Annotated in this window: 23 protein-coding genes; 9 read left to right on the top strand and 14 right to left on the bottom strand. The window is 74.2% G+C overall.

Annotated features, from left to right (window positions below; all coding sequences use genetic code 11):
• Positions 1-50 precede the first annotated feature (50 nt).
• The gene (locus tag ABD323_RS01605; RefSeq protein WP_344438098.1) at positions 51-1,295 is read left to right on the top strand and encodes a hypothetical protein; all 1,245 of its coding nucleotides are present in this window, start codon (positions 51-53) and stop codon (positions 1,293-1,295) included.
• Between the two features lie 113 nt (positions 1,296-1,408).
• On the opposite strand, the gene ABD323_RS01600 is transcribed toward ABD323_RS01605, so the two are convergent.
• Complete coding sequence (locus tag ABD323_RS01600) at positions 1,409-3,094, bottom strand: PucR family transcriptional regulator (RefSeq protein WP_344438096.1); 1,686 nt, start codon at positions 3,092-3,094, stop codon at positions 1,409-1,411.
• A gap of 161 nt (positions 3,095-3,255) precedes the next feature.
• Between ABD323_RS01600 and pruA the strand changes: the two genes are divergently transcribed.
• Positions 3,256-4,884: an L-glutamate gamma-semialdehyde dehydrogenase gene (gene pruA / locus ABD323_RS01595; RefSeq protein WP_344438094.1), complete on the top strand. Its 1,629-nt coding sequence runs from the start codon at positions 3,256-3,258 to the stop codon at positions 4,882-4,884.
• Positions 4,885-4,969: 85 nt separating this feature from the next.
• Positions 4,970-5,899, top strand: a complete 930-nt coding sequence (locus ABD323_RS01590) for a proline dehydrogenase family protein (protein WP_344438092.1) — start codon at positions 4,970-4,972, stop codon at positions 5,897-5,899.
• Between the two features lie 449 nt (positions 5,900-6,348).
• On the opposite strand, the gene cyaB is transcribed toward ABD323_RS01590, so the two are convergent.
• Both cyaB and ABD323_RS01580 read right to left on the bottom strand, forming a co-directional pair.
• Positions 6,349-6,909, bottom strand: coding sequence for a class IV adenylate cyclase (gene cyaB, locus ABD323_RS01585; RefSeq protein ID WP_344438090.1), 561 nt, complete (start codon positions 6,907-6,909; stop codon positions 6,349-6,351).
• Between the two features lie 10 nt (positions 6,910-6,919).
• Positions 6,920-7,222 (bottom strand): hypothetical protein, encoded by a 303-nt coding sequence (locus ABD323_RS01580; protein ID WP_344438088.1) that lies wholly within the window; start codon positions 7,220-7,222, stop codon positions 6,920-6,922.
• A gap of 133 nt (positions 7,223-7,355) precedes the next feature.
• Between ABD323_RS01580 and ABD323_RS01575 the strand changes: the two genes are divergently transcribed.
• The gene (locus ABD323_RS01575) at positions 7,356-7,748 is read left to right on the top strand and encodes a hypothetical protein (RefSeq protein WP_344438085.1); all 393 of its coding nucleotides are present in this window, start codon (positions 7,356-7,358) and stop codon (positions 7,746-7,748) included.
• Positions 7,749-7,771: 23 nt separating this feature from the next.
• Here ABD323_RS01575 and ABD323_RS01570 read toward each other — a convergent pair whose 3' ends face one another.
• The 4 genes from ABD323_RS01570 to ABD323_RS01555 are packed head-to-tail and all read right to left on the bottom strand — an operon-like array spanning position 7,772 to position 10,443.
• On the bottom strand, positions 7,772-8,548 hold the full coding sequence (locus ABD323_RS01570; protein ID WP_344438083.1) for a methyltransferase domain-containing protein: 777 nt from the start codon (positions 8,546-8,548) through the stop codon (positions 7,772-7,774).
• Between the two features lie 52 nt (positions 8,549-8,600).
• Positions 8,601-9,230, bottom strand: coding sequence for a GOLPH3/VPS74 family protein (locus tag ABD323_RS01565; protein ID WP_344438081.1), 630 nt, complete (start codon positions 9,228-9,230; stop codon positions 8,601-8,603).
• Positions 9,231-9,242: 12 nt separating this feature from the next.
• Positions 9,243-9,467 (bottom strand): type II toxin-antitoxin system antitoxin, encoded by a 225-nt coding sequence (locus tag ABD323_RS01560; RefSeq protein ID WP_344438079.1) that lies wholly within the window; start codon positions 9,465-9,467, stop codon positions 9,243-9,245.
• Positions 9,468-9,477: 10 nt separating this feature from the next.
• Positions 9,478-10,443: an SPFH domain-containing protein gene (locus ABD323_RS01555; RefSeq protein ID WP_425555824.1), complete on the bottom strand. Its 966-nt coding sequence runs from the start codon at positions 10,441-10,443 to the stop codon at positions 9,478-9,480.
• Positions 10,444-10,619: 176 nt separating this feature from the next.
• On the opposite strand from ABD323_RS01555, the gene ABD323_RS01550 reads away from it, so the two are divergent.
• On the top strand, positions 10,620-11,141 hold the full coding sequence (locus ABD323_RS01550; protein ID WP_344438077.1) for a DUF3592 domain-containing protein: 522 nt from the start codon (positions 10,620-10,622) through the stop codon (positions 11,139-11,141).
• Positions 11,142-11,196: 55 nt separating this feature from the next.
• On the opposite strand, the gene ABD323_RS01545 is transcribed toward ABD323_RS01550, so the two are convergent.
• The 3 genes from ABD323_RS01545 to ABD323_RS01535 are packed head-to-tail and all read right to left on the bottom strand — an operon-like array spanning position 11,197 to position 13,909.
• Positions 11,197-11,832 (bottom strand): response regulator, encoded by a 636-nt coding sequence (locus ABD323_RS01545; RefSeq protein ID WP_344438075.1) that lies wholly within the window; start codon positions 11,830-11,832, stop codon positions 11,197-11,199.
• Positions 11,829-13,217, bottom strand: coding sequence for a sensor histidine kinase (locus ABD323_RS01540; RefSeq protein WP_344438072.1), 1,389 nt, complete (start codon positions 13,215-13,217; stop codon positions 11,829-11,831). The genes ABD323_RS01545 and ABD323_RS01540 overlap by 4 nt, the downstream gene beginning before the upstream one ends.
• A gap of 8 nt (positions 13,218-13,225) precedes the next feature.
• A complete protein-coding gene (locus tag ABD323_RS01535; RefSeq protein WP_344438070.1) occupies positions 13,226-13,909 on the bottom strand; it encodes a HEAT repeat domain-containing protein in 684 nt (227 codons plus the stop codon).
• 64 nt (positions 13,910-13,973) lie between these two features.
• On the opposite strand from ABD323_RS01535, the gene ABD323_RS01530 reads away from it, so the two are divergent.
• Together ABD323_RS01530 and ABD323_RS01525 are read left to right on the top strand one after the other, a co-directional pair.
• Positions 13,974-14,342, top strand: a complete 369-nt coding sequence (locus ABD323_RS01530) for an MmcQ/YjbR family DNA-binding protein (RefSeq protein ID WP_344438274.1) — start codon at positions 13,974-13,976, stop codon at positions 14,340-14,342.
• A gap of 191 nt (positions 14,343-14,533) precedes the next feature.
• Positions 14,534-15,433 (top strand): aldo/keto reductase, encoded by a 900-nt coding sequence (locus tag ABD323_RS01525; RefSeq protein WP_344438068.1) that lies wholly within the window; start codon positions 14,534-14,536, stop codon positions 15,431-15,433.
• On the opposite strand, the gene ABD323_RS01520 is transcribed toward ABD323_RS01525, so the two are convergent.
• A complete protein-coding gene (locus ABD323_RS01520; RefSeq protein WP_344438066.1) occupies positions 15,381-16,010 on the bottom strand; it encodes a hypothetical protein in 630 nt (209 codons plus the stop codon). The two genes, ABD323_RS01525 and ABD323_RS01520, sit on opposite strands and share 53 nt — an antisense overlap.
• Positions 16,011-16,199: 189 nt before the next feature.
• Between ABD323_RS01520 and ABD323_RS01515 the strand changes: the two genes are divergently transcribed.
• Together ABD323_RS01515 and ABD323_RS01510 are read left to right on the top strand one after the other, a co-directional pair.
• The gene (locus tag ABD323_RS01515) at positions 16,200-16,829 is read left to right on the top strand and encodes a TlpA family protein disulfide reductase (RefSeq protein WP_344438064.1); all 630 of its coding nucleotides are present in this window, start codon (positions 16,200-16,202) and stop codon (positions 16,827-16,829) included.
• Between the two features lie 152 nt (positions 16,830-16,981).
• Positions 16,982-18,169 (top strand): chitinase, encoded by a 1,188-nt coding sequence (locus ABD323_RS01510; RefSeq protein ID WP_344438062.1) that lies wholly within the window; start codon positions 16,982-16,984, stop codon positions 18,167-18,169.
• On the opposite strand, the gene ABD323_RS01505 is transcribed toward ABD323_RS01510, so the two are convergent.
• The 3 genes from ABD323_RS01505 to ABD323_RS01495 all read right to left on the bottom strand — a co-directional run.
• Positions 18,156-19,493 (bottom strand): RNA polymerase sigma factor, encoded by a 1,338-nt coding sequence (locus tag ABD323_RS01505; RefSeq protein WP_344438060.1) that lies wholly within the window; start codon positions 19,491-19,493, stop codon positions 18,156-18,158. The genes ABD323_RS01510 and ABD323_RS01505 overlap by 14 nt on opposite strands.
• A gap of 3 nt (positions 19,494-19,496) precedes the next feature.
• Positions 19,497-19,898, bottom strand: coding sequence for a YciI family protein (locus ABD323_RS01500; protein WP_344438058.1), 402 nt, complete (start codon positions 19,896-19,898; stop codon positions 19,497-19,499).
• Positions 19,899-20,004: 106 nt separating this feature from the next.
• A partial coding sequence (locus ABD323_RS01495; protein WP_344438056.1) for a polysaccharide deacetylase family protein occupies positions 20,005-20,939 on the bottom strand: 935 nt, incomplete at its 5' end.

The raw sequence follows: 20,939 nt of genomic DNA, 5'->3' as shown, positions 1-20,939 counted from the left end.
CCCCAGCCGGCCGCGGAACGACGACTGGCGAGACCCGGGGGTGCGGGCGGATGAGGAGCAGCGGTGGGAGCTGGACCGCGGAGCCGGGGGACTTCTTCCACGACGGGCAGGAGCGGCGGGTGCGCGAGGTGCTGGCCGACCTGGACTTCGCGGTCTACGCGGTGGACCTCGCCGGGCGCGGCGGGCGGGGCTTCCCGACGGCGCGCGCCGCGGGCGGCGCGCTGCCCGGCGCGCCCCTGAGGTACGGCGCGCCACCGGCCGGGACCGAGGCGATGACCGCCTACGAGACCCGTGGCGGCGAGCTGAGCTGGGTCGAACTGCGCTCGGGCGACTGGCGTTCGCTGGACGGCCCGTACGTCACCGTGCGCACCTACCGGCCGGGCGCCGAGCGCGGCGACACCCTGCCCGAGCTGGAGGAACTGGTCGAGCGCGAACGCGACCGGGTCTACGAGCAGATCGGCATCGACGAGGGCGACAGCCCCGGCCGGGTCCGCGCGCTGCGCGAGTGGATCACGGTGGACGGCGAGCCGACCGCCGCCGAGGTGCACGAGGAGCACGGCACCGGCACCGGCGCGGCCGCCCAGGCCCAGACGGTCTGGGCGGGCCGGCTGCGGGTGCACGGGACGGTGGTGACGCTCTGCGCGCGCGGGGTGGCCCCCGGCGCCGTGGAACTCCTCCCGCTGGCCGGCGACGACTTCGAACGCTTCCTGGCCGGCCGCGGCGAACTGCTGCACGCGGTGGGCGAGCAGCGGCGCCGGCGGCTGGCCGAGGCCCAGCACCGGCACCTGGCGCTGACCGGACTGGACGCCCACCGCGCGGTGCTGGAGTTCAGCGTGGAGCGCGCGCTGGCGGTGCGGGCGCACCGGCTCGCCCAGGGCGAGCCGCGGCTGCCGCGGCGGCTGCGCGGCGAGGAGCGGCCGGAGCAGTGGGAGGCGGCGCTGCGCCAGCAGATGAGGCTCGCCGGCGAGGACCGCCGGGAGGCGCACGCCGCGCTGGAGTCGATGGTGGGTCACCTGGTCGCGCTGGCCACGCTCGCCGACTGGCTGCCGGGCACGCCGGACGGCCGGGCGGCGCTGGAGGAGCTGGTGCGCTACACCGCCTTCGCCAGCCATGTGCCCAGCCTGCCCGCCCAGCGGGCCTGGGAGCGGCTGCGGGCCCGCCCGGCCCGCGAGCCGGCGCCCGGAACGGCGGGGGCGGCGGATGTGGCGGGGGGCGACGAGCGGGAGTGGCGGGAACACGCCGAGGAGGTCTGGCTGGCGGCCTGGGAGCAGTGGCGCCGCGAACGGGTCCGCTAGCGGGCGGGCGGTCCGGTGGCGGGCGGGTCCGGCGGTGGGCGGGCCGGGCGCGTCCGGTAGCGGGCGGGCCGGGCGGGTCCGGCGGTGGGCGGGTCCGCCGGTGAGGACGCGCCCTACGCCGGCTCGGCGGGCAGCCGCAGCTGGAGCATCGCCAGCAGGCGCTGCTGCGGCTGGGCCAGGTCGATCCCGGTCAGCTGCTCGGCCCGCCGCACCCGGTAGCGCAGCGTGTTGGGGTGGATGTGCAGCGCCTCGGCGGCCACCCGCACCTCGCCCAGCGCGTCCAGCCAGGCCAGCACCGACTCGGCCAGCCGGGTGCCGTGCCGCCGGTCGTAGGCGGTCAGCGCGGCCAGCCGCGGGTCGCGCAGCGCCGGCCGCTCCTGGAGCAGCGCCAGCACCTCGCTGACCAGCACCTCCGCCTGCACGTCGATCAGCGCGGCGACCTCGGGGACCACCCCGCCGCGGCCCATCGCGTCCAGGATCCGGTCGGCCTGCGCCCGGGAGGCGGGCACCTGGGCCAGCGCCGGCACCGTGCTGCCGATCGCGGCCCGCAGCTGGATGCCCAGGTGTGCGCGGGCCGCGTCCACCACTTCCTGCGCCCAGTGCCGCACGGTGGCCATCGCCAGCGCGGGCGGCAGGTCGGGCAGCAGCACGTAGATCCGGGCGTCCACGGGGGCCAGCAGCGCGCCGCGGTGGCGGGCCGCGGTGTGCACCGAGATCAGGCCGGTGACCTCGGCCCGGGTCAGGTCCGAGCCCTCGGCCGAGTAGGCGAGCACGGTGGCCGGGCGGTGCGGGTCCAGGCCCAGGTGGGTGGCGAGCGACTGCGGACCGGTGCTGCCCTCCAGCAGGCCGGTGAGCAGGGTCTGGGTGAGCCGCACGTCCGCCGACAGCTCCCGGCGCCGGCGCACCAGTTGGCCGGCCGCCACCCGGGCCGCGCCGACCAGCGCCTGCTCGGCCTGCTCGGCCAGCGGCTGCGACCCCTCCTGGACCCAGATGGTGCCCAGCGGCTGCGCGCCGGCCCGGATGCCGATCGCCAGCCGCCGGCGCAGCCCCAGCTCGGGGTGCGGCTCGACCGCGATCACGGTGTCCGAGCTGCGCAGGTGCTGGAAGATGCCCCACTCGCGGAGCTTGGAGAGGTACGGCTCGGGGCCCTGCCAGCCCAGGATGGAGAGCCGGCGCAGGTCGTCGACCTCGTCGGAGTCGGCCGACCGGGAGTAGGCCAGCACCCGGCTGGAGGTGTCCTCGATGGAGACGATGCCGCCGGTGAGCACGGCGGTGGTCTGGGCGAGCGAGAAGAGGTCGCCGGCGCCCTGACCGGCCGAGGGGCCCTCGCCCTGCTCGGGCGCGTCCGGGCCGGCGATGACTGCGCGGGCCAGCGCGTCCAGGTGCTCCCAGCGGGTCTCGCGGCGCACCGAGAGCAGCGCCACGCCGGCCTCGGTGGCCGCCTCGCGCAGCGCGTCGGCCTGGCCGGGGGCGTCCAGCTTGACGGCGACGGCCGCGGCCCGGGCCCGGGCGGCGGCGCGCAGCGCGGGCAGTGCGGCCCGGCCGCGGGCGCCGATCGCCAGCACCAGCTCGCCGGCGGTGGCGGTGGCCGGGTCCTCGGGGTCCAGGATGGCCACGTCGCGCACCGCCACGTCCAGTCCGGCCGGCGCGGCCTGCAGCTCGACCAGCGGCTCGCCGAGCGACATCAGCAGCTGCCGCAGCGGGATGCCGGAGGCGCTCGGGACGGGCGCGACGAGGGCCGAGGAGGCGGTCGTGGCCGGGGCGGAGGGGGCTACTGGGGCGGAAGGTGACTCCGACACTGCTGGGACCTGCGTTTCGTGCGCCTGGACAACTCCGTTGGGATGACTTTAGCCGCCTGGCCAACCATGTGGGCCCGGCCCGCGGCTTAACGTTCGTCCATGGCCCGCGTGCGACCCACGCGGAGCCCAGCCCCCCACGACTCGAAGGAGAGCGCGCGCTCATGGATGCTGTGACCCAGGTTCCCGCGCCGGTGAACGAGCCGGTCCACAGCTACGCCCCCGGCAGCCCGGAACGGGCCCGCCTGGAGGCCAAGCTGAAGGAGCTGGGGGGCCAGGAGCCCGTCCAGCTGACCATGACGATCAACGGTGAGCGCCGCCTCGGCGGCGGCGCCGAGATCCACGTCGTCCAGCCGCACAACCACGCGGCTCGGCTCGGCACCCTGCGCAACGCCACCCAGGCGGACGCGCAGGAGGCCATCGACACTGCCCTGGCCGCCGCCCCGGCCTGGCAGGCGCTCTCCTTCGACTCGCGTGCCGCGATCTTCCTCAAGGCCGCCGACCTGCTGGCCGGCCCCTGGCGCGAGACGCTGGCCGCGGCCACCATGCTCGGCCAGTCCAAGACCGCGCAGCAGGCCGAGATCGACTCCTCCTGCGAGCTGATCGACTTCCTGCGCTTCAACGTGCACTTCGCCCGGCAGATCATCGCCGAGCAGCCGATCTCCTCCGACGGCATCTGGAACCGCAGCGACCACCGCCCGCTCGAGGGCTTCGTCTACGCGATCACCCCGTTCAACTTCACCGCCATCGCGGGCAACCTGCCCACCGCCCCGGCGCTGATGGGCAACGTGGTGCTGTGGAAGCCTTCCCCCACCCAGCAGTTCTCCGCGCACCTGCTGATGGAGCTGCTGGAGGAGGCCGGCCTGCCCAAGGGCGTCATCAACATGGTGACCGGTGACGGCCTGGCCGTCTCCGAGGTCGCGCTCAAGCACCCGGCGCTGGCCGGCATCCACTTCACCGGCTCCACCCCGACCTTCCAGCACCTGTGGCGCGAGGTCGGCAACAACATCGCCGGCTACCGCACCTACCCGCGGATCGTCGGCGAGACCGGCGGCAAGGACTTCCTGGTCGCCCACCCCTCCGCCGACCCCAGGGTGCTGAAGACCGCGATGACCCGCGGCGCCTTCGAGTTCCAGGGCCAGAAGTGCTCGGCGCTCTCGCGCGCCTACGTCCCCGCCTCGCTCTGGGCCGGCCTGAAGGACGAGTTCCAGGCCGAGGTCGAGGGCCTGACGATGGGTGACGTCACCGACCTGTCGAACTTCATGAGCGCCGTGATCGACGAGCGGTCCTTCGCCAAGAACAAGGCCGCCATCGACCGCGCCCAGGCCGACCCGGCCGTCGAGGTGCTGGCCGGCGGCACGTACGACGACTCGGTGGGCTACTTCGTGCGCCCGACCGTGCTGGTCTGCGCCGACCCGGCCGCCGAGTACTTCCGCGACGAGTACTTCGGCCCGATCCTCGCCGTGTACGTCTACCAGGACGACCAGTACGAGGAGATGCTCGCGCAGATGGAGTCGGTCTCGCCCTACGGCCTGACCGGTTCGATCATCTCCCAGGACCGCGCCGCGGCCCAGGACGCGATGCACAAGCTGCGCTTCGCGGCCGGCAACTTCTACATCAACGACAAGCCCACCGGTGCGGTCGTCGGCCAGCAGCCCTTCGGCGGCGGCCGGGCCTCGGGGACGAACGACAAGGCCGGCGCCAAGCAGAACCTGGCCCGCTGGACCTCGACGCGCTCCATCAAGGAGACCTTCGTCCCGCCGACCGACTACCGCTACCCCCACATGGGCTGACCGAGCCGCATGTCCCGGGGCGGCGGCCACACCCTCAGCCGCCGCCCCACCCCTTCCCCCACAGACCTGTGATCCAGGAGTACCGATGCTCCGTTCCGCCCTCCTCGCCGCCTCCCGCTCGCCGCAGGTGCGCACCGTGGTCGAGAAGTTCCCGCCGACCCACGCGATAGTCGAGCGCTTCGTCGCCGGCGAGCAGCTCGACGACGCCGTGACCGCCTGCGACGACCTGGTCGCCACCGGCCGCAAGGTCACCCTCGACCACCTGGGCGAGGACACCAAGGACGCCGAGCAGGCGGCCGGCACGGCGCAGGCGTACGAGCACCTGCTGACCGCGCTGAAGGAGACCGGCCTCGCGGCCGGCGCCGAGGTCTCGGTCAAGCTGTCGGCGGTGGGCCAGTTCCTGCCGCTGGACGGCGAGAAGATCGCGCTGGAGAACGCCCGGCGGATCTGCGAGGCCGCGGCCGACGCGGGCACCACGGTCACCCTGGACATGGAGGACCACACCACCACCGACTCCACGCTGTCGATCGCGCGCGAGCTGCGTGCCGACTTCCCGTGGCTGGGCGTCGTGCTGCAGGCCTACCTGCGGCGCACCGAGGCCGACTGCGCGGAGTTCGCCGCGGCCGGCTCCCGGGTGCGGCTGTGCAAGGGCGCCTACAAGGAGCCCGAGTCGGTGGCCTTCCAGGGCAAGCGCGACGTCGACCTGGCCTACGTGCGCGCGCTCAAGGTGCTGATGGCGGGCGAGGGTTACCCGATGGTCGCCTCGCACGACCCCAACATGATCAAGATCGCCGGCCAGCTGGCCGAGTGGAACGGCCGCAGCCGCGACAGCTTCGAGTACCAGATGCTCTACGGCATCCGCCCCGAGGAGCAGCTGCGCCTGGCCCAGGCCGGCAACACCATGCGGGTGTACCTGCCGTACGGTGCCGAGTGGTACGGCTACTTCATGCGCCGCCTCGCGGAGCGCCCGGCCAACCTGACGTTCTTCCTGCGCGCGATGGCCACCCGGGGCTGACGGAACGGTGTTTGGGCTGCGGCGGAGTCGATTTCGGCTCCGCCGCACAGTCACTTCTTTGGTCCATATCTCTAGGACCCCTGGGTCGCGCCTCCGGCCTCTCTGGAGTGCTGATGGAGATCCATTCGAACTCAGGCCGCAAGCGCCGTCATACAGTCCACGGCCACGTCGGCGGCCGCTGCGGACAAGCCGCCGGCCCGGACCGAGCTGACGACGATCGCCGGCCTGGCGGCGCAGATGGTCCTCCTGCGGGACCGCGTGGCCGAACTGGATTACGGGAACGCCGTGCTGAACGCGGCGCAGGCCGCGCAGGAGGAGCACTCCCGGCGCCGGGACGAGGACACGGGCGCGCTACGCCGGTGCTCCCGCCGCCTGGGACCGCGCGGCGAGAGCTGGGCGCGGCGGTACCGGACCCGGACCCGGCAGACGCGTAAATGTCGCGCCGGGGGTCAACGGCTTGCGGCGACAGCGTCGGTGTAGAGCTCGATGGTGAGGTCGCCGTCCTCGATCCCGAGGTCGGCGAGGACCTTGCGCACCACGGCGAGTGCCTCGGTCAGGTCACCGTCGACGGCCGCGATCGTCTCCACCTCTAGGAACGTACCGTCGATCTCGGGTACGCGCACGAGCGTCGCCAGCAGCTCCCGGCCGGCAGCGACGAATGAGTAGTTCCGGCAATGCTTCTCGAACGCGATCACCGGCACGTACCCGAGCCCGCGCACGATGTCGTGAGCTGCCTCGGCATCCTCGACTCGCGTCTCGTGCTCCGGCTTCGACCCGGAGACCGCGTCCACGCGCGCGCCCTTGTAGGTGAGCATTGTCCGGGTGGCGTCAGCCGCGTGCACGGTGCGGATCCGCAGCTCGCGGTCACCTTGGTCGAGCGAGCCGGTCGGCGTGTCGTAGTAGGTGTCTCGGTAGACCTCTGGCCGGCCCGGGCCATGCGCCTCTTCCAGGCGCTCCATCACCGCCTCCGGGTCACGCACGATCGCCTTCAGCTCGGCCTCGATCGCCAAAGTCTCCTCCTCAGATGACCCGCTGTGCGTCCGCCAGCATCGAATCAAACAGCCTGCGGAACCCCTGATACAAGGGCCCGTGGGGTGTCGCCACCACCTTGTAGGTGGCGGATTCGTGCCCCTCCCAGGTACTGGCGAAGCTGGCGACGTACAGGGTGGTATCGAGTCTGATGATGCGCCAGACCGGCAGGCTGCTGTATCGGTAGACCTCGACCGTGCCGCCGGCAGCCAGCTCCCGCAGGCGTGACTCGGCGAGCCGGACGCCGCCCGCGAGGGACTCGCTCGACTCCTCCGGGCCGGCTGCCCGGTCCACCCCCCCGGGTCGGGCGGCCTCTCCGATGCCCGGAGTCCACAGAGGGCGAAACGACGAGGGATGGACGTCGTGCCGGGCGGGCCGAGACCGAGGCCGGGGTGACGCATCCGCCCCGCTGTGAAAGCCTCTCGGCATGTCCGAGTTGCGGGAAGGCGCCGACCGTCCGGTCAGGATGCTGGGCTTCTGGGGGACGTCCGCGGACCGGACGCTGCCGGACCCCGCTGATCTCGTCGACGCCGGGTGGGACGAGTCGGAACGGGAGTGGGTGGCGGGCTACCTGAACGACGGTCAGGTAGCCCGCTCCTGGATGGGCGCGTCGAGGTGCAGGCTCTGTGCGTGCCTCAACGGCACCCGGGACCTCACCGACGGCTACTACGTCTGGCCGGAGGGGCTCGGCCACTACGTCCTCGACCACGGCGTCAGGCTGCCGGCCGAGTTCCTCGTCCACATCGAGCAGAGACTGCAGGCTCTGGACGAGGTGGTGAGGGACAGCTCGTGGTGGCGCCGGAACGCCGCCAGGACGTAGGGCTCGGAACCCGGCCCGGGCCGCTAGGACTCGGCCACGACGACGTAGAGGGTCACCGAGGCCAGGAAGGGGCCGTGGGTGAGGTGGTCCAGCCATGGCCGGGCCGCCTCTTCGGTGAGGTAGCCGGCGGCGACGGCGCGCTGGGTGTTGCGTTCCAGGCCGAGGATCCTGTCGGCGGTCCGGGCGTCGCGTAAGACGGAGGTGACGGGGAGGACGGTCGGCACCGTGAATCCGACCCCCGCCGCCAGCCGGGGGAGCTCGCGGCCGATGCGGGCGTTGCGGACGACCTGGTCCGTCACGTACCGGGTGTAGGCGCGCGACAGTTCGCCGTCCGGGTGATCGATGGTCAGGGTCTCCCAGTCCGGCTCGCCCATGACGAGCCGACCGCCCGGCCGCAGCACCCGGTGGATCTCGCGGAGTGCCTGGACGGGGTCGGCCACGTGTTGCAGCACCCGGTCGGTGCGGGCGCCGTCGGCCAGCCCGTCCGCCAGCGGCAGGTCGTGCAGATCGGCCAACTGGACGGTGACCGTGGGCTGGTGTGCCGTCCGCTCGGTCGCGGCCCGGAGCGCGGCCTGGTCGTGGTCGATGCCGATCACCGTGCCGGTGGCGGTCACGGCCTCGGCGAGACTGCCGAGATCGGTGCCGGGGCCGCAGCCGAGGTCGAGCACCGTCTGGCCCGGGCGGACGTCGAGTTCGTCGAGCATGCGCGCCTTGTAGGAGCGGGCCAGGTCGGTCGCGGCGAGGCGGTCGAGGTAGCCGATCGGATCGGGGGTCGCGGTCTCGAATGCTGATGAGGTCATGGGTGTCAGTCAATCAAGTCGAGCCGTCCGATGGGTCGGTGGCGCTTCGTGGTCAGCCGGTGGCTGCCGCGGTGTCGCGGGCGGTGATGGCCTGGCGCAGGGCGCGGGGCAGGGGGCCGCAAAAGGTGGCGAGGGTGCTGATCCGTTCGCGGTGTTCGCGGCGGGTACGACGGGGGAGCACCGCGGTCAGTTGGGCCGCGTCGGCCAGGGCCACCAGGGCGGCGTCGGCGGGTTCGACCCGGGTCAGCGGGCCGCGCAGGGCCGTCGAGACGGCGGCGGCCAGCGCCTTGCGGGACCGGCCGTCGTGTTCGGTGATCCGCACGGTGCTGAACAGGCCCAGTAGTTGGCGCTCCTCCAGGCGGATCCAGCCGCCGGCCGCCAGCTGGTCGCGCACCGCGGTGGTGGTGCGGCGGCGGGCCCCGATCCAGCTCTTCCAGGAGCGGGCGCGGCTCTCGGTGATCTGCTGGAGGATTCCGGCGAGCACCGGGTCGAGCCCGGCGGGCGGCGAACCGACGGCGGTCGGGCGGCCGTTGACGTCCTCGAGCAGCCCGCGCTGGAGCAGGTCGGTCAGGGCCGCGGCGCGCAGCAGCAGTTCGAGGTTGCGGCGGTCGGTCAGCCGGCCGCGGGCCGGGTCGAAGGCGAGCAGGAAGAGTCGTCCGGGCAGGGCGGCGGGCAGGTCCATGGCGTGCTTACCTCACAACTCTGGCGAATCATCAGGGGATTGGTCCTTGGGTGGGCGCCCGCGGCGGGGCTGTTTGGCCACGCCGCCGGGCATCCGGCCGCCGTCGGCCAGCGCGCGGCGGAGCAGGAACTCGATCTGCGCGTTGGTGCTGCGCAGTTCGTCCGCGGCCCAGCGCGCCAGCGCGTCGTGGACGGCCGGGTCCAGGCGTAGCAGGATCTTCTTCCGCTCCGTCGGCACGCGTGGTCTCCTACTGGTACAGGGAACCGGTGTTGACCACCGGCTGGGTGCCCCGGTCGCCGCAGAGCACGACCAGGAGGTTGCTGACCATGGCGGCCTTGCGCTCCTCGTCGAGCTCGACGAGCTGGCGCTCGGAGAGTCGGTCCAGGGCGAGTTCCACCATGCCGACCGCGCCCTCCACGATCAACCGGCGCGCGGCCACCACGGCCCCCGCCTGCTGGCGCTGGAGCATCACCTGGGCGACCTCGGGGGCGTAGGCGAGGCGGGTGATCCGCGACTCGACCACCTTGACGCCCGCCGAGGCGACCCGGGCGGCGATCTCGGCGGAGAGCGTGCGGGTGATCTCGTCGGCGCTGTCGCGCAGCGACAACTGCCCCGGCTGGTGGGCGTCGTAGGGGTAGCTGTTGGCGATGTGCCGCACCGCGGTCTCGGTCTGGATGGCGACGAACTCCACGAAGTCGTCCACCTCGAAGAGGGCCTTCGCGGTGTCCTCGACCTGCCAGACGACGACCGCCGCCATCTGGATCGGGTTGCCGTCGGCGTCGTTGACCTTGGCGGTCTCGGTCTCGTGGTTGCGGATCCGGGTGGAGATCCGCCGGCGCGAGGTGAACGGGTTGACCCAGGTCAGGCCGTCCGCGCGGATCGTGCCGCGGTAGCGGCCGAGCAGCTGCACCACCCGTGCCTGGCCCGGGGCCACCGCGGTCAGGCCGCGCAGCAGGATCAGGGCGGTCAGGGCGAGCAGCGGGCCGAGGACCACCAGCGTGGTGCCCAGCGGGGTCACCTCGTCGGCCTGCCGGGCGATGCCGGTGATGGTCACTCCCGCGCCGGCCAGCAGGGAGAACAGCCCGAGGCCGAGCATCGGCAGGCCGGCGGTGCCGGTGATCAGCCGTTCGGTGACCTTGGGCGCGGGCATCTCGACGATGCCGGGCAGGGCGGGGACGGGCGGGGTGCTGTCGGGGGTCTGCTGAGCGGCCATCGGGCCGGCTCCTCTCCTCTGGTTGATCGCAGGCACGAACCTAGCATAGTGATATCACTTTTTGGCGGCAGCGAAACCCTCGGACGGGGCTGGGCCCCGGATGGGAGAGCTGCTAGCGTCGGGTCCCCGGCCGTGCCGGTACGTTCGAACGAGCACTGAGGGGGGCTTCGGTGGGGATGCCGCACGATCTGGTGACGGTGGAGGGCTGGACCGACGTCCCACCGCTGCGGTCCTCGGCGACGCGCTCCCCGCTGGGGAGCCGCCGGCTGCTGGTCGCCCTCGTGGTCGGCCCGCTGCTCGCCGCGCTGGGCCTGGCCTTCGTGCTGCACCACGTCGTGCTGTGGCGGGACTTCCGCGGCGCGGCGCGGGTCCCTGCGGTGATCACCGACGCCGAGTACGTCAAACCCGAGCTGCTGCAGGACCCCTCCCGGATGCGGGTCAGCCTGGCGGGCGACGGCGGGCCCGACGAGGTGGTGATCGACCGGCCGGGCAGCGCGCCCGGGCGACTGCGCGACGGTGACCGGGTGGTGGTCCTCTACAGCGCGGCCAGGCCGGGGCACGCGGTGTTCCCGCAGCAGCTCGGGATGGGGGAGCTGGTGCTCCCGGTGGGCTTCGTGGCGATCGGGCTGTCGGCCACCGTGTCGGGCGGCCTGAGCCTGCTGGGCCGCCACCGCGGGCCGCGCCGGGGCCGGGTGTGAGCGCGGCGCCGGCCGGGGTGGCCGGGGGCGGTCTGCGACCGGTGGCCGGGGGCGGTCAGCCGCCGAGCAGGCCGCGCTCGTAGGCCGCGGCGACCGCCGCCGCGCGTTCGCGCACGCCGAGCTTGCCGTACAGGTGCAGCAGGTGGGTCTTGACGGTGGCCTCGCTGATGAACAGCTGCCTGGCCGCCTCCCGGTTGGTGGTGCCTGCGGCGACCAGCCGCAGCACCTCCAGCTCACGGTCCGTCAGCAGCTCGCAGGGGGCCGGCGCGGGGGCGCGGACGTGGCCCAGCAGCTTCTGGGCGACGGTCGGCGCGAGCACCGCCTGCCCCTGGTGGGCGGCCCGCACGGCGCGCACCAGCTCGTCGCGCGGGGCGTCCTTGAGCAGGTAGCCGGTCGCGCCGGCCTCCACGGCGGGCAGCACGTCGGCGTCGCTGTCGTAGGTGGTCAGCACCAGGACCCGGACCTGCGGGGCGCGTTCGCGCAGCCGGCGGATGGCCTCGACGCCGCCGGTGCCGGGCATCCGCAGGTCCATCAGGACGACGTCCGGGGCCAGCGCCAGCGCCCGCTCGACGCCCTGCGCGCCGTCGGCGGCCTCCCCGACGACCTCGAAGTCCGGGTCCCCCTCGAAGACTCCGCGCAGGCCGTCGCGCACGATGGGGTGGTCGTCGACGATCAACAGGCGTATGGTCACACGCCATTCTGCACCGCGGCGGCCGGCGGCCGGAGCGGCAGGGAGGGCACCTGGGCGCTGATCGCGGTGCCCTCGCCGGGGCTGCTCTCGATCGTGAGCCTCCCGCCGACCTGGCGCAGCCGTTGGCGCATCGCGGTCAGGCCGTAGCTCTCGTGGCCCGCCGCGCGGCCGGCCGGGCTCCCTTGGTCGCGGGGTGCGCCGAGCGGGACGGGCGTGACAGGTGCGCCGGGTGCGCCGAGCGGGACGGGCATCCCGCTCGGACCGGCCGTGTCGGGTGCCGCCGCCTCGTCGGGCGCGGGACCGGCGTCGAAGCCGGCGCCGTCGTCCAGCACGTCGAGCAGCACCACCTCGTGGGTGTACGTCAGGGTCAGCCCGACCCGGGAGGCGCCGGCGTGCTTGGCGATGTTGGCCAGCCCCTCCTGGGCCGCCCGGAAGAGCACCACCTCCAGCACCGGGGCGAGCGGTACCGGGCTGCCGCTGACCTCGACGCGCACCGGGACGCCCGAGGTCTGCGTCCACCGCTCGGCCAGGTCGGCGACCGCCTCGGGCAGATGGGCCTGCTCCAGCGGTCCGGGCCGCAGCGCCTGCACCGAGCGGCGGGCCTCGGCGAGGCTCTCGCGGGCCAGCCGGCGGGCCGACTCGCGGTGCCGGGCGCGGCGTTCGGGGTCGTCGTCGAAGCGCTCGGCGGCCTCCAGCTGGGTGACGATGCCGGTCAGGCCCTGGGCGATGGTGTCGTGGATCTCGCCGGCCATCCGCTGCCGCTCGTCCAGCACGCCCGCCTCGCGGGCCTGTGCGACCAACTGCGCGTGCAGGCCGGCGTTCTCCGCCATGCTCTCCCGCAACCGCTGGTTGGCCAGCGCCAACTCGTCGATGTCCAGGGCTCGTTGGCGGCTGCGGCGGTCCTCCTCGACACTCTGGTAGGTGACCGCGCCGGCGACCACGATGTTGACCAGCACCAGACCGCAGTAGACCGCCAGCAGGCCGCCGGTCAGGCTCCACACCCCGCCGACCTGGGTGGTGGCCATCAGCGCGGCGGTGACCACGATCGCCGGCGACCACAACCTGCGCGGCAGCACCCCGACGTGCAGGTAGCCGGTGAAGGCGAAGAACCCGAACATCGGGCTCAGGCAGACCAACAGCCCGATCAGCACCAGCAGTCCGGCGTAGAAGACCACCGCCTTGGTGCGCCGGCGCTCGCCCTCGGCGCTGGGCACGTACATCAGGTACTGCCAGAGCGCGGCGAGCGTGGTCAGGCCCAGCAACGCCGGGTAGCCGCCGGGCCAGGGGCCGGTCAGCAGCGTGAGGACGAGCGAGACGGCGAGGCCGACGTAGGGGATGTAGCTCTGGATCCGGCTGAGCCGACCCTCCCGCGGGTCCTGGTGCATGATCCCCATCATGGCCCCGCGGGAGCGGCGGGCGCCGGCGGGTCGGCGGGTGCCGCGGCGGTGGCCGACTCCGCGGCGGCGGCCAGTTCGGCGGCGATCGCGTGCCAGCCGGCGACGTCCTGCTCGCTCGGCGGCGCCTGTCCGCCCGGTGCGGCCAGCCGGGGGAACCACCGCCGGTGGTGCGCGAGGTCGGGCCGGCGCCCGGCGTACCCGAGCAGGGTCTCGGCCGCGTGGTAGCGCACCAGGTACTCCGGGTCCCGGACCGCCGCGGCCAGGCGGTCGACCAGCTCCGGGGTCGGCGCGAACTCCCGCAGGACGTGGGCCGCGCTGACCCGCGCCCCCCACGGCGCCGGCGAGTCGAGCACCGCGGCCACCACCCGCGACCAGCCCGCCTCGCCGGTCAGCGCGTACAGCGCCTGCGCCGCGCGCACCCGCAGCTCCGGCTCCCGCCCGGCGGCCGTCGCCGCCCGCAGCTCGGGGGCCGCCGCCACCAGCCGCAGCTCCCGCAGGCCCTGCGCGGCCAGCGCGTCCTGGGCGTCCAGCCCCACCAGCAGCATCCGGGCGGCCCGCTCCCGCTCGGCGCCGGTGGTGGCCAGCAGCGCGGTGAAGTCCGCGCCCTCGTGCCAGACCAGGTACGGGTCGCCGAACATCTCGCGCCGGTAGTCGTGCCACCCGCGGTCCACTGCATCCATGGCTCAGAGCGTAGGAGACCGCGACGGCGGACAGGAGACCGCGCGGCAGACTGGACCCATGACGATGAAGCCCGCCGCACTCAGAACCCTCCTGCTCGCTCTCAACGGTGCCGAGGAGACCTTCCCGTTCGGTCCGGAGACCTCGGTCTTCAAGGTCGGCGGGAAGATCTTCGCGCTGAGCGCGCTGGACGCCGAGCCGTTCAAGGTGAGCCTCAAGTGCGACCCGGAGACGGCCGTGCGGCTGCGGGCGGCGCACCCGGCGATCACCGGCGGCTGGCACCTCAACAAGCGGCACTGGAACACGGTGACCATCGACGGGACGGTGCCGGACACCCTGCTGCGGGAGATGGTCGAGGACTCCTACGACCTGATCGTCAGCCGGCTGCCGCGCCGTCAGCAGCTCGTCCTGGACTGGCCCGGGACCCGGGAGTGAGGGGAGCCGCCCAGCCCGGATGCGGCCCGATTCCCGCTCGCCCGGTACCAGGACCAACTCCGCGGGCCGGCCGGCTGTTCCCGATTCCGCTGTGATGATCACCGCTTCCCGCACGCCTTCTGCGGGCGGGCGGCGTGCGGGCATACTCCGACGTCGAACGGGTGGGCACCACCCCCACGGGAGGATTCAGCATGCACGCAACGACCGCCGCCGCGCAGGCCGCCGGTACCTGGACGCTCGGCGACCTGACGGTCAACCGGATCGGCTTCGGCGCGATGCGCCTGACGGGCAGTGCGGCCTTCGACCTCGGCACGCCGAGCAACCGCGAGCGGTCGATCGCCGTGCTGCGGCGGGCCGTCGAGCTCGGCGTCAACCACATCGACACCGCCGCCTTCTACTTCTCCTCGCTGCGCTCGGCCAACGAGCTGATCAACCGGGCGCTGGGCCCCTACCCCGACGACCTGGTGATCGCCACGAAGGTCGGCCCGGGCCGGGACCCGTCGGGGCAGTGGCTGCCCTGGGCCCGCCCCGAGCAGCTGCGCGGCCAGGTCGAGGAGAACCTGCGCCAGCTGGGCCGCGACCACCTCGACCTGGTGAACCTGCGGATCATCGGCGCCGACTCGATCGCCGAGGAGTTCGGCGCGCTGGCCGAGCTGCGCGACGCCGGGCTGATCCGCCAGCTGGGCCTGTCCAACGCGCGGGCCGACCACCTCGCCCAGGCGCAGGCGATCGCCCCGGTGGTCTGCGTGCAGAACCGGTTCGGGATCGAGGCGCGCCGGCACGCCGAGCTGCTGCGCGCGTGCGGGGAGCAGGGCGTGGCGTTCGTGCCGTTCTTCGCGATCGCCGGCGAGGGCGCCGAGGAGGGGGTGACCGGGGTCGAGTCCGAGCAGGTGCACGCGGTCGCGCGGGCGCACGGCGCCTCGCCCGCCCAGGTCAGGCTCGCCTGGACGCTGCAGCAGGGCCCGCACGTGCTGGCCATCCCCGGCACCGGCGACCCGGACCACCTGGAGGAGAACGTGGCCGCCGGCGCGCTGCGGCTCACCGGGGAGGAGCTGGCACTGCTCGACGCGTCGGCAGGGCCGCGGGACTGACCGTGCGTCGGGTCGCCGGTCGCCGGCGCCGGTGGTAGTGCACGGTCAGCAGGCCCAGCAGCGGTCCCCAGGCCAGCAGTGGCCCGTACGCCGCGACGAAGGCGACCGTCTGCCATCCGTCCAGGTGCAGGAACGAGCCCCGGGCGCCGTTGATCATCCGGCCCAGGGCGAACATCAGGAAGGTGTACCAGGTGAACAGGGTCAGCACGGTGGCGCCCAGGGCCGCCGGGACGACGGCCGCGGGCACCGGCACCCGGCGCCCGCCCAGCCGGGGGATCCAGCGCGGCCACACCTCGCCCCAGTCGGCGACCAGCCCGACCGCGAGGTAGGCCAGCGCCTCGCTGACCAGGCAGATCGCGTAGATGTACCAGGTGCCGGTGACCAGGACCGGGCCGTGGCCTTGCTGCGGCGTGGCGGGGAGCCGCATCAGCGGCGCCCCGCAGCAGACGGCCGCGATCCGCCAGACGCAGGAGGGCAGCGTGGTCAGGGTGACGGCGTACGCGGTCCGGACGGCCCAGCGGGGCGCGCCGGGCGCGGTGCGGCCGTGCAGCCGGCGAAGGACGGAACGAGCGGTCATGGGTCTCTGCCTTTCCTGGCGGAGCGGGGACGTGCGGCCGGGTCCGACTGTTCCAGCGGGCCCCGGGCCGGCACATCGGCGCGGGGGCCGAGGGCCGCTCCTGCCCGTGGACGAGGGCGGCCGCCGGGCCTCCCCCGCGGCGGGGACCCGGTTCTGATCCCTCCTCACATCCTGTGCGAAGCTCGGCCCATGCCTGGTTCGTACCGCCTCCGTCCGCCGGCTCCGCTCGCCGCATCGGCCCTCGCGCTCGCGCTCGTCCTGGGGCCGGCGCTCGCCGGCTGCGAGGCGGCCGCCTCCGGGGCCGGCGGCGGGGGTGGCTTCGTCGCGGGGCGGTCCGGCCTCGACACGGTGCCGCTGGACGTGCGCCGGCCGGCTCCGGCGGTGAGCGGCAAGGACCTTCAGGACCGGCCCCTCGCGCTGGCCGACTTCCGCGGCCAGGTCGTCGTGGTGAACGTCTGGAGTTCCTGGTGCTCGGGCTGCCGCGCCGAGGCCGCCGGCCTGGAGGAGGTCTTCCGCCGGCACCAGGGGCAGGGCGTCCAGTTCGTCGGCATCAACACGGCGGAGCCCGAAGCCGTCAACGCGCGCCGCTTCGAGCAGACGCACGGGCTGACCTACCCGAGCCTCTACGACCCGGACGGCAGCCAGGTGCTCAGGTTCCCCAAGGGGAGCCTCAACCCGCAGAGCCTGCCGTGCACGCTGGTGATCGACCGGCAGGGCCGGCTGGCCGCCCGGGCGCTGCGGGCGCTGTCGGCCGACGACGTCGAGGCCCTGCTCGCACCCGTGCTGGCCGAGCAAACCTTCCGGGCGGAGCCCTCGTGACGCGGAGTCACCGACACTGATCCGGCGTATTTTCTGACAAGTACGCTCGAATGCGCGCCGCCGCCTGCGCCGCCGCGGCGCCCCGGTGGGAGATCGTGAGGAGGCCCGACCTGCGACAGGGCCCAGGCCCAGGTCCGATCAGGAGAGACGTCGTGCCCAGCCTCCTTCACCTGAGCGCCCTGCTCATGCCGCTCAGCCTGACCGCCGCCCTGCCGTTCACGGGGCCGGTCCACCCGCCCGCCGTCGCGGCCGTCACCCGGTCCGCCGCCCGGCCCGTCAGCCGGCCCGGTGCGCCGGTGCCGCTCGCCGGCCGGGCCGCCCTCGCCGCCCCCGCCCGGTCGTCGCGGGTGCACAGCATGCCGCTGCCGGGCCTGGGCCCGGCCCTGATGCCGAAGCCGGCACCGGCACCGCCCCCGGCCGCCGCCGCCCCGCACTCCGGCTTCCCGGCCCACTTCACCGCACCGTACGTGGAGACCTGGGGCTCGCCGTCGGCGCTGGCACGGGCCCGCGAGGCCGCGGGCCTGCGCTACTTCACCCTCGCCTTCGTGATCAGCGACGGCGGCTGCACCGGCGCCTTCGACGGCACGATCGCGCTGCGGGATCCGGAGTGGCTCGCGGCCGTCGGCGAGCTGCGGGCGGCCGGCGGTGACGTGGCGGTCTCCTTCGGCGGCAGTGCCGGGCGCGAACTGGCCCTGGCCTGCGGCACGGTGGAGTCACTGAAGGCCGCCTACCGGCAGGTGGTGGAGACCTTCGGCCTGACCAGGATCGACTTCGACATCGAGGGCGCCGCCCTGGACGACGAGCACTCCGTGGACCGCCGCAACCAGGCGCTCGCCGAGCTGCAGCGGGAGTACGCGGCGGCCGGGCACGAGCTCGCCGTGCAGTACACGCTGCCGGTCAACCCCTGGGGGCTGTCCGCCAACGCGCTCGCGGTGCTGACCAACGCCCGCCAGCACCGGCTCGACGTCGACGTGGTCAACCTCATGACGATGGACTACGGCCCCGACCTCGACATGGGCGACGCCGCGATCAGTGCGGCGAACGGCGCGCACGGCCAGCTCGGCCGGCTCTGGCCGGACCGCACCTCCGACCAGCTCTGGGCGATGGAGGGGAACACGGTGATGATCGGCGTCAACGACGCCGTCAACGAGGTCTTCACCACCGCCGACGCCGCCGACCTGGCCGCCTTCGCCAAGGCGAAGGGCATCCGGCTGCTCGCCTTCTGGTCGCTGGGCCGGGACCGGCCCTGCACGCTCGAGGGCACCTTCTCCGACGTGTGCAGCGGCACCGCCCAGAGCCGCGACGACTTCTCGCGCACGCTCAACCTCAACCGGCCGTAGGCCCCCCGTCCGGCGAGGCGCCCGGCACCGTCGCACCCGGCTCCGCCGCGCCCAACTCCGCCGCGCCCAACTCCGCCGCGCCCAACTCCGCTGCGCGCAGCGTGAGGTAGTGGCGCTCCGGCAGGCTGGTGGTGCGCTCCGCCGCCGCCCGCAGGCTGCGCACGGCGCCCGCCCGGTCGCCGGCGAGCTCCAGCAGGTGGGCCCGGACCACGTGCACCCGGTGGTGACCGGCCAGCCGGCCGTCGGCCTCCAGCGCGGCGAGGATCTCCAGCCCGGCGGCCGGACCGTGCACCATGGACGCGGCCACGGCGCGGTTGAGGGCGACGACGGGGCCGGCCGCGAGGTGTTCCAGCACCCCGTACAGGGCGAGGATCTGCGGCCAGTCGGTCTGCTCGGCCCTCGGCGCCTCGTCGTGCACGGCGGCGATGGCGGCCTGCACCTGGTAGGGACCGACCGGTCCGCGGGGCAGCGCGGCGGTGACCAGCGCCACCCCCTCGGCGATCGCCGCGCCGTCCCACCGGGTCCGGTCCTGGTCGGCCAGCGGGACCAGCTCGCCGTGCGGGCCGGTCCGCGCCGGGCTCCGGGCGTGGCTCAGCAGCATCAGCGCCAGCAGTCCGGTGACCTCGCTGTCGTCGGGCAGCAGCGCGTGCACCGCCCGGGCCAGCCGGATCGCCTCGTGGGAGAGCTCGACCCGCTGCAGCCGCGCCCCGACGGCGGCGCTGTAACCCTCGTTGAAGATCAGGTAGAGGACGTGCAGCACCGCGTCGAGCCGGCTCGCCCACTCGTCGTCGGCCGGCATCCGAAAGGGCAGGCCGGAGGCCTTGATCCGCTGCTTGGCCCGGCTGATCCGCTGGCCCATGGTCGCCTCCGGCACCAGGAAGGCCCGGGCGATCTCGGTGGTGGTCAGGCCGCCGACCGAGCGCAGGGTGAGCGCGACCGCCGAGGCGGGGGAGAGGCAGGGGTGGCAGCAGAGGAAGAGCAGGGTCAGCGTGTCGTCCTGCCCGGCCGGGTCCGGCTCGTCGGCCGCCGGTGCGCTGCGGCGGTCCGCGGGCAGGTGCCGGGCGGCCCGCTCCTCCCGTCCGCGCCGGGCCTGCTCGCCGCGGATCTGCTCGATCATCCGGCGGGTGGCGACCTGGATCAGCCAGCCGCGCGGGTTGTCGGGCCGGCCCTCCCTGGGCCACTGCAGGGCGGCGGCGAGCAGCGCCTCCTGGACGGCGTCCTCGGCCGCGTCGAAGTCACCGTGGCGCCGGGTGAGCAGCCCGACGACCTGCGGCGCGAGGGTGCGCAGCAGGTCGTCGAGCGGCTGCTCGGGGTCGGTGGGCACCGGTCACAGCTCGGTGGGCGGGGCGGACATCACCTCGCGCACCTCGATCGGCATGTTCAGCGGGGCGCCCTTGGGGCCGGGCGCCGCCGAGACCCGGGTGGCGATCTCGACCGCCCGCTCGGGGCTCTCGCAGTCGACGATCCACCAGCCGGCCAGGAACTCCTTGGTCTCCGCGAAGGGACCCTCGGTGATCAGCGGCGCCCCGCCGGCGTGCGAGCGGACGATCTTCGCGGTGGCCGGCATCGCCAGCCCCTGGGCGTCGACCAGTTCACCGGCGGCGGCCAGTTCGGTGTTGGTGTCCTTCATGAACCGGATGTGCGCCTGGATCTCCTGCGGCGTCCACTCGGTGATCGGGGCGAAGTCGGTGCCGGTCGCGCTGAACTGCATCAGCAGCATGTACTTCATGGCCTGCTCCTCGGGCTCTGGGTCCCCGGTTCGGGGGCTTTCACGGACAGGTAGAAGCAGCCGCCGGGATTTCGACGTCCCTGCCGGACCTTCTTCGGGAAAAAGGCTAGGGCAGGACGCGGAAGCTGCGCAGGTCTCCGTACTGCTCCTCGCCGGGCGCCACGACGGCGCTGCGGCGACCGCAGTCGGCGCGGTCGTGCATCTCGATCCGGTGGCCGGTGAGGTTGCGCAGGGCGTAGGCGGGGGTGTCGGTGGCGTCGTCCCGCGGCGGGCGGGTGTTGCGGCACTCGCCGGGGCGCAACCCGTCCTCCACCCGCTCCGCCTGCGCCGGACCGCTCGCGGCGCCGGTGGCGTACTCCCACAGCGCGGTGCCGGCGACCGCGGTGGCGGTGTCCCGGGTGCTGCTCGCCGGCGCCTCGTCCCAGGGCTGCGGGTGCTCGGCGGGTCGGGTGGCGGAGTCCCGGTTGCGGTAGGCGCCACCGGGCGCCAGGGTGCCGGGGGCGAACAGCTCGGGCACCGTGACCAGGGTGTACCCGGCCGCGCGCAGGGTGCGGATCAGCTCCGGGACGGCGGAGAGGGTGGAGACCTGGTTCTCGGTGTCGTGCATCAGCAGGATCGAGCCCGCCCGCAGGCCGGCCGCCGCGCGGCTGAGCACCTGGGCCGGGTCGTGGTGCTGCCAGTCCCGGCTGTCGACGTCCCACAGGACCAGCGGGTGGCCGAAGGAGCGCACCGCCGCGCCGAAGGAGCCGTACGGGGGCCGGACCAGGACCGGCCGGGTGCCGGTGACCGCGGCGATCTCGTCCTCGCCGCCCAGGAGTTGGTCGTGCACCTGGTCGGGCGTGGAGGTCCCCAGGTAGGGGTGGCTGAGGGTGTGGTTGCCGATCACGTGACCCTCGGCGACCTCGCGCCGCAGCTGGTCGGGGAACCAGCGGGCCTGGTCGCCGACCACGAAGAAGGTCGCCTTCACCCGGGCGGCGGCGAGGTCGTCCAGCAGGGCGGTGGTCGCGGGGGACGGGCCGTCGTCGAAGGTCAGCGCGACGT

Source organism: Kitasatospora nipponensis (genome assembly GCF_039528135.1).
GTDB classification, from domain to species: domain Bacteria; phylum Actinomycetota; class Actinomycetes; order Streptomycetales; family Streptomycetaceae; genus Kitasatospora; species Kitasatospora nipponensis.
This window is presented reverse-complemented; position numbering and strand designations above follow the sequence as displayed.

Bases quoted from the DNA above. Each gene is read 5' to 3' on its own strand.
- ABD323_RS01605 (WP_344438098.1), top strand. From the start codon at position 51: ATGAGGAGCAGCGGTGGGAGCTGGACCGCGGAGCCGGGGGACTTCTTC.
- pruA (WP_344438094.1), top strand. From the start codon at position 3,256: ATGGATGCTGTGACCCAGGTTCCCGCGCCGGTGAACGAGCCGGTCCAC.
- ABD323_RS01590 (WP_344438092.1), top strand. From the start codon at position 4,970: ATGCTCCGTTCCGCCCTCCTCGCCGCCTCCCGCTCGCCGCAGGTGCGC.
- ABD323_RS01575 (WP_344438085.1), top strand. From the start codon at position 7,356: ATGTCCGAGTTGCGGGAAGGCGCCGACCGTCCGGTCAGGATGCTGGGC.
- ABD323_RS01570 (WP_344438083.1), bottom strand. From the start codon at position 8,548: ATGACCTCATCAGCATTCGAGACCGCGACCCCCGATCCGATCGGCTAC.
- ABD323_RS01565 (WP_344438081.1), bottom strand. From the start codon at position 9,230: ATGGACCTGCCCGCCGCCCTGCCCGGACGACTCTTCCTGCTCGCCTTC.
- ABD323_RS01555 (WP_425555824.1), bottom strand. From the start codon at position 10,443: ATGGCCGCTCAGCAGACCCCCGACAGCACCCCGCCCGTCCCCGCCCTG.
- ABD323_RS01550 (WP_344438077.1), top strand. From the start codon at position 10,620: ATGCCGCACGATCTGGTGACGGTGGAGGGCTGGACCGACGTCCCACCG.
- ABD323_RS01540 (WP_344438072.1), bottom strand. From the start codon at position 13,217: ATGCACCAGGACCCGCGGGAGGGTCGGCTCAGCCGGATCCAGAGCTAC.
- ABD323_RS01535 (WP_344438070.1), bottom strand. From the start codon at position 13,909: ATGGATGCAGTGGACCGCGGGTGGCACGACTACCGGCGCGAGATGTTC.
- ABD323_RS01530 (WP_344438274.1), top strand. From the start codon at position 13,974: ATGAAGCCCGCCGCACTCAGAACCCTCCTGCTCGCTCTCAACGGTGCC.
- ABD323_RS01525 (WP_344438068.1), top strand. From the start codon at position 14,534: ATGCACGCAACGACCGCCGCCGCGCAGGCCGCCGGTACCTGGACGCTC.
- ABD323_RS01520 (WP_344438066.1), bottom strand. From the start codon at position 16,010: ATGACCGCTCGTTCCGTCCTTCGCCGGCTGCACGGCCGCACCGCGCCC.
- ABD323_RS01515 (WP_344438064.1), top strand. From the start codon at position 16,200: ATGCCTGGTTCGTACCGCCTCCGTCCGCCGGCTCCGCTCGCCGCATCG.
- ABD323_RS01500 (WP_344438058.1), bottom strand. From the start codon at position 19,898: ATGAAGTACATGCTGCTGATGCAGTTCAGCGCGACCGGCACCGACTTC.